The sequence below is a fragment of the Pseudomonas sp. PGPR40 genome, assembly GCF_022014505.1.
Lineage (GTDB): Bacteria > Pseudomonadota > Gammaproteobacteria > Pseudomonadales > Pseudomonadaceae > Aquipseudomonas.
The window spans coordinates 34037-50003 of the sequence record NZ_JAKLSP010000028.1 but is presented as its reverse complement, the minus strand read 5'-3'; the positions used below and the strand labels follow the sequence as shown (position 1 = coordinate 50003).

Sequence of the window (15967 nt, the reverse complement as noted above, 5' to 3'; positions counted from 1 at the left end):
CGGGGTCAAGCGACGGCTACGACGTCGAGAATCCGCTGGACCACCCGGTCCTGGTCGATGCCAGCGGCTTCGGCTTCAAAGGAAAGAATGATGCGGTGGCGCAACACATCGAACAGCACCGCCTGAATATCTTCCGGGCTGACGAAGTCGCGACCGGCGAGCCAGGCGTGAGCCCGGGCGCAACGGTCCAGAGCGATGGAGCCGCGCGGGCTGGCGCCGTAGGCGATCCATTCAGCCATTTCCGGGTCGAACTTGGCCGGGATGCGCGTGGCCATGACCAGTTGCACCAGGTATTCCTCCACGGCGTCGGCCATGTACAACCCGAGGATTTCCTTGCGCGCGGCGAAGATTGCCTGCTGGCTGACCCGGCGCTCAGGCTTGGTTTCGCCGTGCAGCGCTTCGCCACGAGCCTGTTGCAGAATCCGCCGTTCGACAGTGGCGTCAGGGAAACCGATTTTCACATGCATCAGGAACCGGTCGAGTTGGGCTTCAGGCAGCGGGTAGGTGCCTTCCTGCTCGATAGGGTTTTGCGTGGCCATGACCAGAAACAGCGGCGACAGATCGTACGTGCTGCGCCCGACGCTGACCTGACGTTCGCCCATGGCTTCGAGCAGCGCCGACTGGACCTTGGCCGGAGCCCGGTTGATTTCGTCCGCCAGCACCAGGTTGTGGAAGATCGGGCCTTGCTGGAACACGAAACTGCCGGTTTCCGGGCGATAGATTTCCGTGCCGGTGATGTCGGCCGGCAGCAGGTCGGGGGTGAACTGGATGCGATGGAATTGTGCTTCGATGCCTTCGGCGAGCTCTTTGATGGCCTTGGTCTTGGCCAGCCCCGGGGCTCCCTCGACCAGCATGTGGCCGTCGGCGAGCAAGGCGATGAGCAAGCGCTCGATGAGTTTTTCCTGGCCGAGAATCTGCGTTGAAAGAAAGGTTCGCAGCGCAAGCAGCGCTTCACGATGTTCCATCGATTGACTGTTCCTGGAAAGGGTGACCGAAGACGTTCGAATAACGCCAGGGCTGGGGGCGTTACTTTAATCCATCGCGGGGTGCGGCGACTAACGGCATTTTGTGCAAAGTGTGGATTAACGTTCGTCCCCACGCCTTACGACAGATCGTTCCCACGCTCTGCGTGGGAACGCAGCCTGTGACGCTCTGCGTCACGCTGTTAAAAGCGGGACGCAGAGCGTCCGGTGATGCATTCCCACGCAGAGCGTGGGAACGATCAGTGTCAGGAAGAGAGGAATCAGTTCAACTGGCTTATATAGGTACCAGTCCCCTTGAGAATGTTCTGCAAGGTTTCTTCCACCTCAACCAGATCCTGCGCATCAGTGCTGTGCAGAATTTCCAGCGAATCATCGCCATCGAGCACATCGGCGTCCGCGGCGGCGATTTCGATCAACAGGCGATCAGGGCTGAGGGTGACTTTCACACCGTTGAGGGCTGAAGGCTTGTCGTGGAAGATGATCTCCAGTTCATCCTCGTCCGGAAAGCGGCTCATCAGGAACATTTCGCCCTCGGCGCTGGTGCAGCAGAGCATGGCCAAGTTGTCTTCTTCTTCGTCGCACGGGTTGACGATCAAGAGGTCAGTTGTCATTTGCATGGGGAAATCCTGGCTCGGCGAGCATGGTGAACGTAACAAAAGATAATTCTGCCAGCCCTCGGGAATTTCTGCTCGGCTGAGTGTCAGAAGATGTGTCGTGAACATTCGCTATGTCATTGGTCATTTTTGGCACGCGGGTGCCGTAAAATCGGGCATAAAGTGCCCATTTTCCTGCACGACTGCTAGTGTTGTTCGAGGCACATGCCGCGAGCTGCGTGCCTTTGACCGAATATGTCGCAGCGCTGCAAGCACGGCCCTTGCCGCACTCGTTAAGCTGCGCAACGGATGAGCACCCGTAAAGACATTGCCTGTTGCCTTGGCAGTCGTTTTTGCAGATGCCCATTCAATGGAAGGTGAATGTGACCTGAGTGTCTCGTCCAGCTTCACCCACCTGTCATCCTGTTTCCTCTGCCCGAGAATCAGGAACAGGGTGACGGAATGCCCCGAAAGGGGTTTGCACGCGACGCTTCCATCAATAACAAGCCCAAGCGGAGTACCACAGATGGCGTTCTTCACCGCAGCCAGCAAAGCCGACTTCCAGCACCAACTGCAAGCGGCACTGGCGCAGCACATCAGTGAACAGGCACTGCCACAAGTGGCGCTGTTCGCTGAACAATTCTTCGGCATCATTTCCCTCGACGAGCTGACCCAACGTCGGTTGTCCGACCTCGCCGGCTGCACCCTTTCTGCGTGGCGCCTGCTTGAGCGCTTCGATCACGCGCATCCGCAAGTGCGCGTCTATAACCCCGATTACGAACGCCACGGCTGGCAGTCGACCCACACCGCGGTCGAAGTGCTGCACCACGATCTGCCGTTTCTGGTGGACTCGGTGCGCACCGAGCTGAACCGTCGCGGCTACAGCATTCATACCCTGCAAACCACTGTGCTGAGCGTGCGTCGCGGCAGCAAGGGCGAGCTGTTGGAAATCCTGCCGAAAGGCACTCAGGGCGAAGGCATTCTGCAAGAATCGCTGATGTACCTGGAAATCGACCGTTGCGCCAACACGGCCGAACTGAATGTCCTGACCAAAGAGCTGGAGCAGGTTCTCGGTGAAGTCCGCGTCGCGGTCGCCGATTTCGAACCGATGAAAGCCAAGGTCCAGGAACTGATTGAAGGCATCAACAACAGTCAGTTCATCATCAACGCCGACGAAAAGTCCGAAATCAAGAGCTTCCTGGAATGGCTGGTGGGCAACCACTTCACCTTCCTGGGCTACGAAGAATTCGTGGTGGGCGAGGATCAGAACGGCGGTCACATCGACTATGACCAAAACTCGTTCCTCGGCCTGACCAAACTGCTGCGTGCCGGCCTGACCGTCGATGATCTGCGCATCGAAGACTACGCCGTCAACTACCTGCGCGAACCGACGCCGCTGTCGTTCGCCAAGGCTGCACACCCTAGCCGTGTCCACCGTCCGGCGTACCCGGATTACGTGTCGATTCGTCAGATCGATGCCGATGGCAAGGTCATCAAGGAATGCCGCTTCATGGGCCTGTACACCTCCTCGGTGTACGGCGAAAGCGTGCGGGTCATTCCTTACATCCGTCGCAAGGTCGAGATCATCGAACAGCGTTCGGGCTTCCAGGCCAAGGCTCACTTGGGCAAGGAATTGGCCCAGGTGCTTGAAGTGCTGCCGCGCGACGACTTGTTCCAGACCCCGGTGGACGAACTGTTCACCACCGTGATGTCGATCGTGCAGATCCAGGAACGCAACAAGATCCGCGTGTTCCTGCGCAAAGACCCGTACGGCCGTTTCTGCTACTGCCTGGCCTACGTGCCGCGTGACATCTATTCCACCGAAGTGCGCCAGAAGATCCAGCAAGTGCTGATGGATCGCCTGAAAGCCTCGGATTGCGAGTTCTGGACTTTCTTCTCCGAGTCCGTGCTGGCCCGTGTGCAACTGATTCTGCGGGTCGATCCGAAGAACCGTCTGGACATCGACCCGGTTCTGCTGGAAAAAGAAGTGGTACAGGCCTGCCGCAGCTGGCAGGACGACTACGCAAGCCTGGTGGTCGAGAGCTTCGGCGAAGCCCAGGGCACCAACGTGCTGGCCGACTTCCCGAAAGGCTTCCCGGCCGGTTACCGCGAGCGTTTCGCCGCCCATTCGGCTGTGGTCGACATGCAACACCTGCTGAGCCTGAGCGAAAAAAATCCGCTGGTCATGAGCTTCTATCAGCCATTGGCTCAGGTTTCCGGTCAGCGCATGCTGCACTGCAAGCTGTATCACGCCGATACGCCGCTGGCGTTGTCCGACGTGTTGCCGATCCTGGAAAACCTTGGCCTGCGCGTGTTGGGTGAATTCCCGTATCGCCTGCGTCACAACAGCGGCCGCGAATTCTGGATTCACGACTTCGCGTTCACCGCTGCCGAAGGCCTGGAACTCGACATCCAGCAACTCAACGACACCTTGCAGGACGCGTTTGTCCACATCGTGCGTGGCGATGCCGAGAACGATGCGTTCAACCGTCTGGTATTGACCGCCGGTTTGCCATGGCGCGATGTGGCGCTGCTGCGTGCTTACGCGCGTTACATGAAGCAGATCCGCCTGGGCTTCGACCTGGGTTACATCGCCAGCACCCTGAACAACCACACCGACATCGCTCGCGAGTTGACCCGGTTGTTCAAGACCCGCTTCTACCTGGCGCGCAAACTCGCCAGTGATGATCTGGAAGACAAGCAACAACGCCTGGAACACGCGATTCTGGCGGCACTGGACGATGTTCAGGTGCTCAATGAAGACCGTATCCTGCGTCGTTACCTGGACCTGATCAAAGCGACCCTGCGGACCAACTTCTACCAGACCGACGCCCACGGTCAGAACAAGTCCTACTTCAGCTTCAAGTTCAACCCGCACCAGATTCCAGAGCTGCCGAAGCCGGTACCGAAGTTCGAAATCTTCGTTTACTCGCCTCGCGTCGAAGGCGTGCACCTGCGCTTTGGCAACGTTGCTCGCGGTGGTTTGCGCTGGTCCGACCGTGAAGAAGACTTCCGTACCGAAGTCCTCGGTCTGGTAAAAGCCCAGCAAGTGAAGAACTCGGTCATCGTGCCGGTGGGTGCGAAGGGCGGCTTCCTGCCGCGTCGCCTGCCACTGGGCGGCAGCCGTGACGAGATCGCGGCCGAGGGCATCGCCTGCTACCGCATCTTCATCTCGGGCCTGTTGGACATCACCGACAACCTGAAAGACGGCGCGCTGGTACCGCCGGCCAACGTCGTGCGTCATGACGACGATGACCCGTACCTGGTGGTGGCGGCGGACAAGGGCACTGCGACCTTCTCCGACATCGCCAACGGCATCGCCATCGACTACGGCTTCTGGCTGGGTGATGCGTTCGCTTCCGGCGGCTCGGCCGGTTACGACCACAAGAAAATGGGCATCACAGCCAAGGGCGCGTGGGTCGGCGTACAACGCCACTTCCGCGAACGCGGCATCAATGTTCAGGAAGACAGCATCACTGTGGTGGGCGTCGGCGACATGGCCGGTGACGTGTTCGGTAACGGCTTGCTGATGTCCGACAAGCTGCAACTGGTCGCTGCCTTCAACCACCTGCACATCTTCATCGACCCGAATCCGGAGCCTGCCAACAGCTTCGCCGAGCGTCAGCGCCTGTTCGATCTGCCACGTTCGGCCTGGTCGGACTACGACACCAGCATCATGTCCGAAGGCGGCGGGATCTTCTCGCGCAGCGCAAAAAGCATCGCGATTTCCCCGCAGATGAAAGAGCGCTTCGATATTCAGGCTGACAAGCTGACTCCAACCGAACTGCTCAATGCCTTGCTCAAGGCACCGGTGGATCTGTTGTGGAACGGCGGTATCGGTACGTACGTGAAAGCCAGCACCGAAAGCCACGCCGATGTCGGCGATAAGGCCAACGATGCACTGCGCGTGAACGGCAACGAGCTGCGCTGCAAAGTCGTGGGTGAGGGCGGTAACCTCGGTATGACTCAGCTGGGTCGTGTCGAGTTTGGTCTGAATGGCGGCGGTTCCAACACCGACTTCATCGACAACGCCGGTGGTGTGGACTGCTCCGACCACGAAGTGAACATCAAGATCTTGCTGAACGAAGTGGTACACGCCGGTGACATGACCGACAAGCAACGTAACCAGTTGCTGGCGAGCATGACTGACGAAGTCGGCAATCTGGTGCTTGGCAACAACTACAAGCAGACTCAGGCGCTGTCCCTGGCGGCACGCCGTGCCTTGCCGCGGATTGCTGAATACAAGCGTCTGATGAACGATCTGGAAGGCCGCGGCAAGCTGGATCGCGCCATCGAGTTCCTGCCGGCTGAAGAGGCGATCAACGAGCGCGTCGCGGCGGGCCATGGCCTGACCCGTGCCGAGCTGTCGGTGCTGATCTCCTACAGCAAGATCGACCTCAAGGAAGCGCTGCTTAACTCGCTGGTACCGGATGACGATTACCTGACGCGCGACATGGAAACCGCTTTCCCGCCGACGCTGGTGAGCAAGTTCTCCGCTGCCATGCGCCGTCACCGCCTGAAGCGTGAAATCGTCAGCACCCAGATCGCCAACGATCTGGTGAACCACATGGGCATCACCTTCGTTCAACGACTCAAAGAGTCCACCGGCATGAGTCCGGCGAACGTGGCCGGTGCTTACGTGATCGTGCGTGACATCTTCCACCTCCCGCATTGGTTCCGTCAGATCGAAGCCCTGGACTACCAGGTTTCCGCTGATGTGCAACTGGAGCTGATGGATGAGCTGATGCGTCTGGGTCGCCGCGCTACACGCTGGTTCTTGCGTGCCCGTCGCAATGAGCAGAACGCTGCTCGTGACGTCGCGCACTTCGGTCCGCATCTGAAAGAGTTGGGCATCAAGCTCGACGACCTGCTCAGTGGCGAAATCCGCGAAACCTGGCAGGCGCGTTATCAGGCTTATGTCGCAGCCGGTGTGCCGGAGTTGCTGGCGCGCATGGTTGCAGGCACCACGCACCTGTACACCTTGCTGCCGATCATCGAGGCCTCGGATGTCACCGGCCAGGACGCAGCGGACGTGGCCAAGGCCTACTTCGCCGTGGGTAGCGCGCTGGACATCACCTGGTACCTGCAACAGATCAGCGCTCTGCCGGTTGAAAACAACTGGCAAGCCCTGGCCCGTGAAGCGTTCCGCGATGACGTCGACTGGCAACAACGTGCGATCACCATCTCCGTCCTGCAACAGGGCGACGGCACTCAGGACGTGGAAACACGCTTGGCGCTGTGGATGGAACAGCACGAAGGCATGATCGAACGCTGGCGCGCCATGCTGGTGGAAATCCGTGCTGCTAGCGGCACCGACTACGCCATGTACGCGGTGGCCAACCGCGAACTGCTGGACCTGGCGTTGAGTGGGCAAGCGGTAGTGCCTGCCGCTGCGCCTGCCGCTGTCAGCACCGAGCTGGAACCGGCTGCCTGATAGGCGTTGAATGAAAAAAGCCCTGTCTCGAGAGAGATGGGGCTTTTTTTTGTCTGGGATTTGCGGCGGCTGGGCGGGCCCCTTCGCGGGCAAGCCCGCTCCCACAGGTATTGTGGGTGACTCAGGATTTGAGCACGACACGGACACTGTGGGAGCGGGCTTGCCCGCGATGAGGCCGTCAGCATCACCTCGGTGATCAATTTTCCAAAGGAATCAACACTTTCTCATCCGGAGCCAACACCATGAACACCAACAATCTGGCGGGTTGGGTAGCGCTGGCGTTTTTCGAGATCAGATGTTCCGATCCGGCCGGTTCGTACCAGAACTCGCCGGCCTTGTAGGTGATCGCTTTTTCACCTTTGACTTGAGAAATGACCTCGCCCGTCAGCACATAGGCCATGGCCGTGCCCTCGTGTTTATGGGCGATGGACGATTGGCCCGGCTGGTAATCGACTTCGATCATCAAGGCTTTTTTACCGGGGGCGTTTTTCAGCATCTGGTCCTGCAGGACGGTGACTTTTTCTGAAGGGGGTGCGGTGTCGTGGGCGAATGCCGGGGCTGAAACGCTCAGCGTCAGGGCGGCGAAAGGGGCGGCAAAAAAACGAAGCGCATTCATGGTTGATTACCTGAGGTGGTGAGTCGTCAGGGACCACAGTAAGCCGCGCTATCGGGCAATCAAACGGCCAGTTTTCGGGAAGGTGAGGGGACCAATCAAGAACGTTAAGATCAAAAGATCGCAGCCTTCGGCAGCTCCTACAGAATTTGCGTCCGCCGATGTTTCACGGGTGTACGCGATTCCATGTAGGAGCTGCGGAAGGCTGCGATCTTTTGATCTTGCTTTTAAACGATTGGAAAGCTGTTGAAGTCGACAGCATTGGCCAGTCGGCTGTCGATCAGGCCGATAAAGCCTTGCACTTCGGGGCAGTTGAAATGCGATTGCATGGCCGCTTCCGATTGCCAGCGGGCGCTGACCGTCCAGCGGGTGTCGTCCTCGGGGCAGCGGTCGACCATATAGGCGTCACAGCCCGGAAGTTCGCGCAGGGTGTCGACAATCTTTTGCAGTTGCTTACCCAGTTCGTCCGAGCGGCCGGCGGCGGCCTGCACCTTTACGGTGGTGATCACTTCGTTGGACATTGCTCACACTCCTGAATCAGGCCGGACGAATCCTGCTCATTGAGGGATAACGCCCAATCAGGATAGGCCTGCACCCCCAGACCGCCAATAGCCAATCGCCAGATAAAGCCGCAGACCAATCCCTCAGCCGAGCTGCTGCAAAATATCCCTTACCCGGTCCAGGGCGATGTCGATGTCCAGGGTTTCAATCGCCCCAAACCCCAGGAAAAGCCCGGCCCGCGGCGCTTGCTGGTAAAAAAAGCCGTCCAGGGCATAGAGCCCCACTTCAACTTTTCTTGCCAGTTCGATCACCAATGGAATATCGACCGGCACCTTGCACAGCACCGCCATGTGGAATCCGGCCGTGGTCGGCACCGCCTCGAACCACGGCGAAAGGTCACCCGCCATGCGCGCCAGAATCTTTTCACGGCGCCCGGCGTAAATCGTATGGCAGCGTCGGATGTGCTTTAGCAGACAGCCCTCGGCGATGAACTTGGCCAGCGCCCATTGAGGCAGGGTGGAAGTGTGCAAGTCGGTGAGCTGCTTGGCGCGGATCACCGCTTCGAGAATCGCTGGCGGCAAAATCGCGTACCCCAGCCGCAGTTCCGGCAACAGGGTCTTCGAGAACGTGCCGACGTAGGCAACGATGCCGCGCTCATCCAGGCTTTGCAGCGAGTCGGTGGGCCGGCCTTCGTAGCGGAATTCGCTGTCGTAATCGTCCTCGATGATGATCGCCCCCAGCTCATAGGCCCTTGCGAGCAGGGCTTCCCGGCGGGACTGGCTCATGGGCATGCCCAGCGGGAACTGGTGGGACGGGGTGACGTAAATCAGCCGGGTACCGTCGGGAATGTGCTCGACCTGAATGCCTTGCGCATCCACCGGCACACCGACCACCGTCGCGCCATGGCTTCCGAACAACAGACGCGCCGGCGGGTAGCCGGGGTCTTCCATGGCAACAAGGTTGCCCGGTTGGGTCAGCACTCGGGAAATCAGGTCCAGCGCCTGTTGCGCGCCGTTGCACACCACCACATCTTCGTCCTGACAATTGACCCCGCGCGAAAACGCGATGTGCCGTGCGATGGCATTGCGCAGCGCCGGCAGGCCTTCGGGCAGGCTATAGAAACCCTTGGAACCGGCAATCTGACGCAAGGCGTGGGAGGTGCAGCGACGCCAGTCGTCCTGTGGAAACTGGCCCTTGCTGGTGGCGCCACCGATGAACTCGTAACGCAGCGAGCCTTCCAGCGTCGGGTGGCGCAAGAATGTCGGCAAATTGCGCCAGCGTTCGATGACCTCAAAGCTCGCCAGCTCTGAATGGCTTTGCTTGCGGACGGTTTTTGCCGCCCGGGCATTGACGTAAGTGCCTTTGCCGATTACCCCGGTGAGAAAGTTCTCGTAGGTCAGTTGCGAATAAGTGTCGGAAATGGTCTTGCGCGAAATCCCCAGTTGTTCAGCCAGCAAGCGGCTGGGCGGCAGCTGCGTCCCGGCTGCCAGGCGACCGGACTCAATGGCGTCGCGCAGTTGCCGGTACAACTGGCCTGCCAGGTCCTTGCGGCCGTTGATGACAACATGAAGTTCCATACCGGCGGGGCTCCTGGGGCGGTTGAGGCGACTGTGTGTCGCGCCAGATTACCCGCATGAACGGCTGCGCAGAAGTTGCGTGGGCGAAAAACCTGCGATTGGCCTGCTGCCGGGCGGTCCATGGCTTTTTCGCTGAATTGGGTCTGTAACACTCGCGCATCGACGCCTACTGTGGAGTCTCTGATCAGCTCCACGAGGCCTTCCATGAATCCCCGTCTGGATTACTACAGCGCATCCCCCAAAGCGATGAAAGCCATGATCGCGATGGAGGCCTTGACCAGCAATTTGAGCATCGAACCAGCCTTGCTGAACCTGATCAAAATCCGCGCCTCGCAGCTCAATGGCTGCGCCTTTTGCACCGACATGCACTCGGTGGACGCGCGTCGTTTCGGCGAAACCGATCGCCGGCTGTATGCGATCGTGGTCTGGCGTGACAGCAGCTTCTTTAACCCTCGGGAGCGGGCGGCCCTGGCCTGGACCGAAGCGGTGACCCTGCTCTCGGAAAGCCACGTCCCAGATGACGTTTACGCACTGGCCCGGGAGCAGTTCAGCGAAGGCGAGTTGGTTGACCTGACGATGGCCGTCAGCACCATCAACAGCTGGAATCGTCTGGCGGTGAGCTTTCGGCAAACGCCCAGTGACTGATCACCTGCCATTAAGCAGCGGCGAAGTCCCGGTCGCCGGTGCCGGCCGCTGCGGTTTCACCGACGTGCCAAAGGTATTGCCCATGCGTGTGCTGGTGGCCGCCGGTGTGGCCAGGCCCAACTGATGGGGTGGCCGTTTGTTGATCGGCACGTTCATCGCCTGCTGATTTTTCTGCGCAGCGACAGCCCCCTCGGGGTTGTTGCCCATCTGCTGGCTGAGGCAGTTGTAGTCCGGCGTCTTGTAGCCAGCGACCGTCACTTCGACGCAACCCAGCGGTTGTTCGGCATGAGCCAGCGACAGCCCGCTCATCAGCAGCACACCCGCTGCAAGGTTCGACAGATGTTTCATTGAAGGCCTCCTGGCCGGCCACAAAGGGTCCGCACTGAAGCGTGAGTCTAGAGCAAAGCGCCTTAATGGCTCGTGATGGTTTTTTTGCACCGGCCGTCACATCAGATTCATATACAGCCCTCAGGATGACGGTTTTCAGGGGTACGTCAGCCGTGCAGCGAGGCAGAGCCAGGGACGGGCGCCAGGTTTTAATGACTCACGTTCGCCAGGCTTGCCTGGCGTTGCTGTTTTGGTTGATGTCATCGGCAGTGTCCGCCGGTCCGGTCGATCCGCGCACTCCGCTGGAACTGGACATCCCGGCCCAGGCACTGGCCAGCGCGCTTGAACGGTTCAGTCGCTCAACCGGCATGGCTGTTCTGGTGGATCGCCAGTTGACCCGCGGTCGTCGTTCGGTCGCCGTGAAAGGACGCCTGAATGCTACCGATGCGTTGAGGCTGATGCTCAGTGGAAGCGGGCTGATGGCGCGGTATGTCCGAGCGGATGCGTTCACCTTGCAGGTGGCGCAGGTCGCCGAGGTGCCCTCGGTGTCAGGCACAGTCGCAAACAATGCGCCGCTTGCGGGCGGCAGTTATGCGACGGCGATTCAAACGGCGCTCGAACGTCGCTTGTGCCGCTCGCCGTTGACCCGGCCGGGCAGTTTTCGCGCGTTGTTGCAACTGTGGATCGGCCGTGACGGTGTGGTGCAGTACAGCCGGCTGGTCAGTTCCACAGGTGATGTTCAGCGCGACTCGGCGCTGGTGGAAAGTTTACGCAACCTCAGAATAGAACGCCCGGCGCCCAGCTCTCTTGGTCAGCCGGTCACGCTGCTTTTGTTACCGGAATCGTCAGGAAAGCGCATGGAATGCATACAATGGGAAGGAGTTTCCGGGGGATGAAAGACACCGGGCAAAGTTCGATGGTCAGGCTGTTCCTGACGTCCTATGACGATTTCAAGGTGCGCTTGCGCAGGCGCCTCGGTTCGGAGGATCTGGCCAACGACGTCCTGCACGAAACCTATCTGCGGGTCGACCGCATGGAAGCCCCGCCGAACATCGCGCAACCCAATGCCTATCTCTATCGCATGGCTTTGAACATCGCGGCCGACCGGCGCCAGTCGGATGCACGGTTGCTGACCGGCAGTGAGGTGGAGGAGCTGTTGCAGGTGTCCGATGAAGCGCTCGACCCGGCACGGGTGGTGGGTGGTCAGAAGGAAATTCAGTCGCTGCTCAAAGCGCTGTACGAACTGCCAGCGCGTCGGCGCAAGATATTTATCGCCGCGCGTCTGGAAGAGGCGCCGCACCTGGAAATCTCCCGGCGTTTTGGCATTTCGACACGGATGGTCGAGAAGGAAATCAAAGCTGCCCTGGGCCATTGCGCCGCGCGCCTGGAAAGAAAAGTCATTCAGCGGTTCGGTCCCGGCGCGGGAAAACCGTCTTGATAGAAGAGTCCAGATTAATCCGTGAGTATCCCCGCGCTTGAACATCTTCCGTATGTCATTCCCTGAGGCGACACCCCAGGACCGGCTGCAAAGCGAAGCCCAGGACTGGTTGATCCTTTTGACCTCGGGCCGGGCGACCGTCGCCGATGCTCGTGCCTTGCGCCAGTGGTGCGCACAAAGCCCCGAACACGCCCGTGCATTCGAGCAAAGCAAGCTGTTGTGGCAGCAGTTGCAACCCGCCGCCGAAGGTTTGCAAGCGCCGCGGCATCTGGGGCGTCGGGCGTTTCTTGGCGGAGCCATTGCGGCGTCCGCGGCGTTTTTGCTGATTCGAGGCACCGTGCCGGGTGGTTTTTCCGGGCTGGGCGCTGACTACGTCACGGAAGTCGGCGAGCAGCGGCGGGTCGATCTGGCGGACGGCGTGAGCCTGGAGCTCAATACCCAGACGCGGATCAACCGCCGTGACAGTGCCAATTTCGAACTGGTCAGCGGCGAAGTCGAAGTCCTGACCCGTGCGCAGGCGCCGCTCAAGGTTCAGGCCGGGGCAGGGTGGTTGAGTGCAAGCCAGGCCCGGTTCAACCTGCGCAATACCGATCAGAGCGTGTGTGTCACTTGTCTGGATGGCGCGTTGCAGATCGATGTGCAGGGTCGCAGCTTTCGCCTGGAATCAGGCCAGCAACTGACCTATGACGCCCAGCGAGTTGGCACGCCGCAAGCGGTCGACACCTCGGCGGTGATTGCCTGGCGCCAGCAGGTACTGGTGTTCAACGACGCCACGCTGTCGACGGTGATCGACGAAATCAACCGCTACCGTCCCGGCATGTTGCTGTTGCTCAACAGCGAGTTGGGCAAGCGCAAGGTTCAGGCACGTTTCAGCCTGAATCAACTGGCGGGCGTGGCGTTGTTGATCCGCGATGCGTATGGGGCCAAATGCACGGAGTTGCCGGGTGGGGTGGTGGTGCTCAGCTAGGGGTTGGCCTGAGGTTTTTGGGTGTTGCGACTGGCGCCTTCGCGGGCAAGCCCGCTCCCACATGGATTTTGTGTACACCTGAGATCAAATGTGGGAGCGGGCTTGCTCGCGAAGAACGATAACGTGGTCCCTCTGACTCACTCCAATGGCCCCAACACCTGCCGATATTTTTCAACCCCCTGAGGCGTTTGCCGCGTCAGGCTAATCTCGATTCCCAGTGGACTCTCTCGCCGGTTACCGCTCAGCTTCCTCCAGCCCTTGTCCACCTCCCACACCCGCAACGCGGCTTCGCTGACGTCATTGAGCACGGCCACTCCACCGGTGGGGGCCGGCAGTGGATACTGACTGCGCGACGGCGCCTGAGCCCGATAGAGCGTGTCGCCCTTGAGCCACCAGCGCACACGCTGCAACTCGCCATTCTGGTTGGGCGCAACGCGGATTACGTCCAGACGAAAGCCTTTGCCATCGGCGCTGCGCACGGTCAGCGCAGGCGGGGCGCTGGGCGGTTCGTCGTCTACCCCGGGCCTGGCCGGCTCGGACAGCTCGATGCTGGCGCGCATCGCGACGTCGCGCTCCAGTTGGTTCAGCGCCCGCAACAGGGCTTCGGTCTGTCCGGTGCTGGCCTGCAAATGAGCGTCGGCACGGGTGACGCTGTCCAGACCGCGCCAGGCGATCAGGCTGACCACGGCCATCAGCATGATCGCGACCATCACTTCGATCAGGGTAAAACCTTGTTGGGCTTTCATTGGACGCTCACCTGGCCGGCGGCGTTGCGTTGCACGCTGATGCTGTTGAGCCCGTCCGACAGCTTCAACTGCAAGGGCGGGTTGATCCACTCTGCGTTCAGCACGACTTTTTGCCTGGGCTCCACGCGCACCTCCATCCCCGGCGTTTGCCAAGGGCGGGGGCGCAGTTGTGGGTCGTTGTTGAAGTGATCGAAGCCTTTGTCCTGATCATTGCGGCGACTGAAGCGAAAGCCCTTGGCGTCGGCCAGCCAGGTGATCGGCCGCCCATCGGCCCGGGCTTCAGCCTGGGCCACCTGGAGCAGTTGCGCGACCCGTTCGGCGTCCTTGCGCAGCAGATGCAGCGGGTCCGGTTTGATGCTCAGGCTGATCGCCGCGCTGGCGATGCCGATGATCACCAACACCACCATTAACTCGATCAAGGTAAAGCCCTGTTGTTTGAAGCCATTCATCGACTGCACGCTCCTTTGCGTCGGTTTTTATCCTGCACGGCAAAGATGATGGGTGTGTGAAATAAAAACGTGAGAATTAAGCGGTAGGCTCAGGGCAGGGACTAAAAGGAGATTCAGCCCATGTCGTTCACCGATCGGTTTTCCCCGGCACAGTGCGTGCAGGCTGTTGCCTTGCTGGCGACCCTGGCCGGTGTCATAACTTGGTCATCGCTGCTACTCACTTCCGCTGAATCCCGAACCCCGGAGGCGGCGCCGCAATTGATGGCCGAGCGCTCCAGTAACCCGGCCCTGCAATGGTTTTCCAACCAACCGGCGCCGGTCGATATCAAGGTCGGCGGTGTGCTGGCGGGCAGCCGTGGCGCCGTGGCCATCCTCAGCCTCAACGATGGTCCGCCACGCAGCTTTCTGGTGGGTGAGCGCGTGAGCCAAGGGGTGAAAGTCGTGGCCATCGACGGCGACGCCGTGGTGATCGAACGGGGTACGGAAAAAACCCGGCTGGTGCTCGACAAACTGCCAGATTCACCTTCGTTGCCCGTATTGACTCAACCCTAGCCCTGATGCCTAGCGCAATCCATGTGGGAGCGGGCTTGCTCGCGAAAGCGGTGTGTCCGGCGACATCAATGTTGACTGTGCCGCCGTCTTCGCGAGCAAGCCCGCTCCCACAGGTTCCGCACCGTCACTGACTGGCATCAACCTTGGCGCCCTCACTTTTGCATCATCGGCCGACTGAGCAAGGTATCGAGTCTAGCCAGCGGCGGCGCCTCGCGACTACGGTCGAACACTTGCAAATCGATCCGCACCAAGCGGCCATTCTGCGCATTGCCAATCGCCTGCTCGCAGCGCAACAGCAACCGCCCCTGATCGCATTCGATCGCTTTCGCCCCCAGCGGCAAACGGCCCTCGAGGCGCAGCTCGGCCAGATGACTTTGGGCCGCCAGGAGTGCGATGGATTTGTCGCGCAACAAGCCATTGCTCTGGGTCATCAACCCGGCCACCCGCACTGCGGCGGACATCGCGACGGCAATGATTGCCAGCGCCACCAGCACTTCAATCAAGGTAAAACCGGCTTCTCGGGGAGGGCGTCGCATCAGGCGCTCGGGCAGTCGGGACAGCGCTTGACGGTAGCGTCCGGGCTTGACGGCTTGACGACCAAAGCTCCCGAGGATTTTCAACATCACTGACATATCTTCTTGCAACACTGCGCGTCGAATCGAATCAAGCCAGGGAATGTCGAGATGGATATCGCGCGCTTCAAGTTGCCGAATCAGCAGCCCCGCCTGCCTCGGGGGCAGCAAGGTTTTACCCTGATCGAGATCATGGTGGTGGTGGTGATTCTCGGGATTCTGGCGGCGATGGTGGTGCCCAAGGTACTGGACCGTCCGGACCAGGCGCGGGCCACGGCCGCCAAACAGGACATTGGCGGCTTGATGCAAGCCTTGAAGCTGTATCGCCTGGACCACGGCACCTATCCGAACATGACCCAGGGCTTGAAAGTGCTGGTCGAACGCCCGGCGGATGCCAAAAACAGTAACTGGCGTTCGTATCTGGAACGCCTGCCGAATGACCCGTGGGGCCGTCCCTACAACTATCTGAATCCGGGCGCGAATGGCGAAGTCGATATCGTCTCTCTCGGTGCCGACGGCCAGCCTGACGGCGAGGGCGTGAATGCCGATATCGGCTCCTGGCAGTTATAA

At 60.3% G+C, this 15967-nt stretch carries 16 protein-coding genes; 7 read left to right on the top strand and 9 right to left on the bottom strand.

Annotated elements, in window-relative coordinates; genetic code table 11:
- Positions 1–5 precede the first annotated feature (5 nt).
- A complete protein-coding gene (locus MEB48_RS22275; protein WP_008067939.1) occupies positions 6–965 on the bottom strand; it encodes an AAA family ATPase in 960 nt (319 codons plus the stop codon).
- A 278-nt stretch (positions 966–1243) separates the two neighbouring features.
- Positions 1244–1600, bottom strand: coding sequence for a hypothetical protein (locus MEB48_RS22270; protein ID WP_237886049.1), 357 nt, complete (start codon positions 1598–1600; stop codon positions 1244–1246).
- A gap of 502 nt (positions 1601–2102) precedes the next feature.
- Between MEB48_RS22270 and MEB48_RS22265 the strand changes: the two genes are divergently transcribed.
- Positions 2103–7010: an NAD-glutamate dehydrogenase gene (locus MEB48_RS22265; RefSeq protein ID WP_237886048.1), complete on the top strand. Its 4908-nt coding sequence runs from the start codon at positions 2103–2105 to the stop codon at positions 7008–7010.
- A gap of 196 nt (positions 7011–7206) precedes the next feature.
- Here the strand turns inward: MEB48_RS22265 and MEB48_RS22260 are convergent, their stop codons facing one another.
- From MEB48_RS22260 to pdxR, 3 genes are all read right to left on the bottom strand, one after another.
- Positions 7207–7626 (bottom strand): cupin domain-containing protein, encoded by a 420-nt coding sequence (locus tag MEB48_RS22260; protein WP_237886047.1) that lies wholly within the window; start codon positions 7624–7626, stop codon positions 7207–7209.
- Positions 7627–7850: 224 nt separating this feature from the next.
- Positions 7851–8144: a putative quinol monooxygenase gene (locus MEB48_RS22255; protein ID WP_237886046.1), complete on the bottom strand. Its 294-nt coding sequence runs from the start codon at positions 8142–8144 to the stop codon at positions 7851–7853.
- Positions 8145–8267: 123 nt separating this feature from the next.
- The gene (gene pdxR, locus MEB48_RS22250) at positions 8268–9701 is read right to left on the bottom strand and encodes a MocR-like pyridoxine biosynthesis transcription factor PdxR (protein WP_237886045.1); all 1434 of its coding nucleotides are present in this window, start codon (positions 9699–9701) and stop codon (positions 8268–8270) included.
- A 204-nt stretch (positions 9702–9905) separates the two neighbouring features.
- On the opposite strand from pdxR, the gene MEB48_RS22245 reads away from it, so the two are divergent.
- The gene (locus MEB48_RS22245) at positions 9906–10346 is read left to right on the top strand and encodes a carboxymuconolactone decarboxylase family protein (protein ID WP_237886044.1); all 441 of its coding nucleotides are present in this window, start codon (positions 9906–9908) and stop codon (positions 10344–10346) included.
- Here the strand turns inward: MEB48_RS22245 and MEB48_RS22240 are convergent, their stop codons facing one another.
- Complete coding sequence (locus tag MEB48_RS22240) at positions 10347–10694, bottom strand: hypothetical protein (RefSeq protein ID WP_237886043.1); 348 nt, start codon at positions 10692–10694, stop codon at positions 10347–10349.
- A 191-nt stretch (positions 10695–10885) separates the two neighbouring features.
- Between MEB48_RS22240 and MEB48_RS22235 the strand changes: the two genes are divergently transcribed.
- Genes MEB48_RS22235 through MEB48_RS22225 form a run of 3 tightly spaced genes read left to right on the top strand, consistent with a single transcriptional unit; the run spans position 10886 to position 13078 of the window.
- Entirely contained in the window at positions 10886–11569 is a 684-nt protein-coding gene (locus MEB48_RS22235; protein WP_330932720.1) for an STN domain-containing protein, read from the top strand.
- A complete protein-coding gene (locus tag MEB48_RS22230; RefSeq protein ID WP_095053779.1) occupies positions 11566–12111 on the top strand; it encodes an RNA polymerase sigma factor in 546 nt (181 codons plus the stop codon). The genes MEB48_RS22235 and MEB48_RS22230 overlap by 4 nt, the downstream gene beginning before the upstream one ends.
- A 37-nt stretch (positions 12112–12148) precedes the next feature.
- The gene (locus tag MEB48_RS22225; RefSeq protein ID WP_330932719.1) at positions 12149–13078 is read left to right on the top strand and encodes a FecR family protein; all 930 of its coding nucleotides are present in this window, start codon (positions 12149–12151) and stop codon (positions 13076–13078) included.
- 137 nt (positions 13079–13215) lie between these two features.
- On the opposite strand, the gene MEB48_RS22220 is transcribed toward MEB48_RS22225, so the two are convergent.
- Together MEB48_RS22220 and gspH are read right to left on the bottom strand one after the other, a co-directional pair.
- Positions 13216–13824, bottom strand: a complete 609-nt coding sequence (locus MEB48_RS22220; RefSeq protein WP_237886041.1) for a prepilin-type N-terminal cleavage/methylation domain-containing protein — start codon at positions 13822–13824, stop codon at positions 13216–13218.
- Positions 13821–14273: a type II secretion system minor pseudopilin GspH gene (gene gspH, locus MEB48_RS22215; protein WP_237886040.1), complete on the bottom strand. Its 453-nt coding sequence runs from the start codon at positions 14271–14273 to the stop codon at positions 13821–13823. Before gspH ends, MEB48_RS22220 begins: the two co-directional genes overlap by 4 nt.
- Before the next feature lie 120 nt (positions 14274–14393).
- Here gspH and MEB48_RS22210 point away from each other — a divergent pair, with 120 nt between their 5' ends.
- Complete coding sequence (locus MEB48_RS22210; protein WP_237886039.1) at positions 14394–14825, top strand: type II secretion system protein N; 432 nt, start codon at positions 14394–14396, stop codon at positions 14823–14825.
- A 152-nt stretch (positions 14826–14977) separates the two neighbouring features.
- On the opposite strand, the gene gspI is transcribed toward MEB48_RS22210, so the two are convergent.
- Positions 14978–15361: a type II secretion system minor pseudopilin GspI gene (gene gspI, locus MEB48_RS22205; protein ID WP_237886087.1), complete on the bottom strand. Its 384-nt coding sequence runs from the start codon at positions 15359–15361 to the stop codon at positions 14978–14980.
- A 147-nt stretch (positions 15362–15508) separates the two neighbouring features.
- Between gspI and gspG the strand changes: the two genes are divergently transcribed.
- Positions 15509–15967: a type II secretion system major pseudopilin GspG gene (gene gspG, locus MEB48_RS22200; RefSeq protein ID WP_237886038.1), complete on the top strand. Its 459-nt coding sequence runs from the start codon at positions 15509–15511 to the stop codon at positions 15965–15967.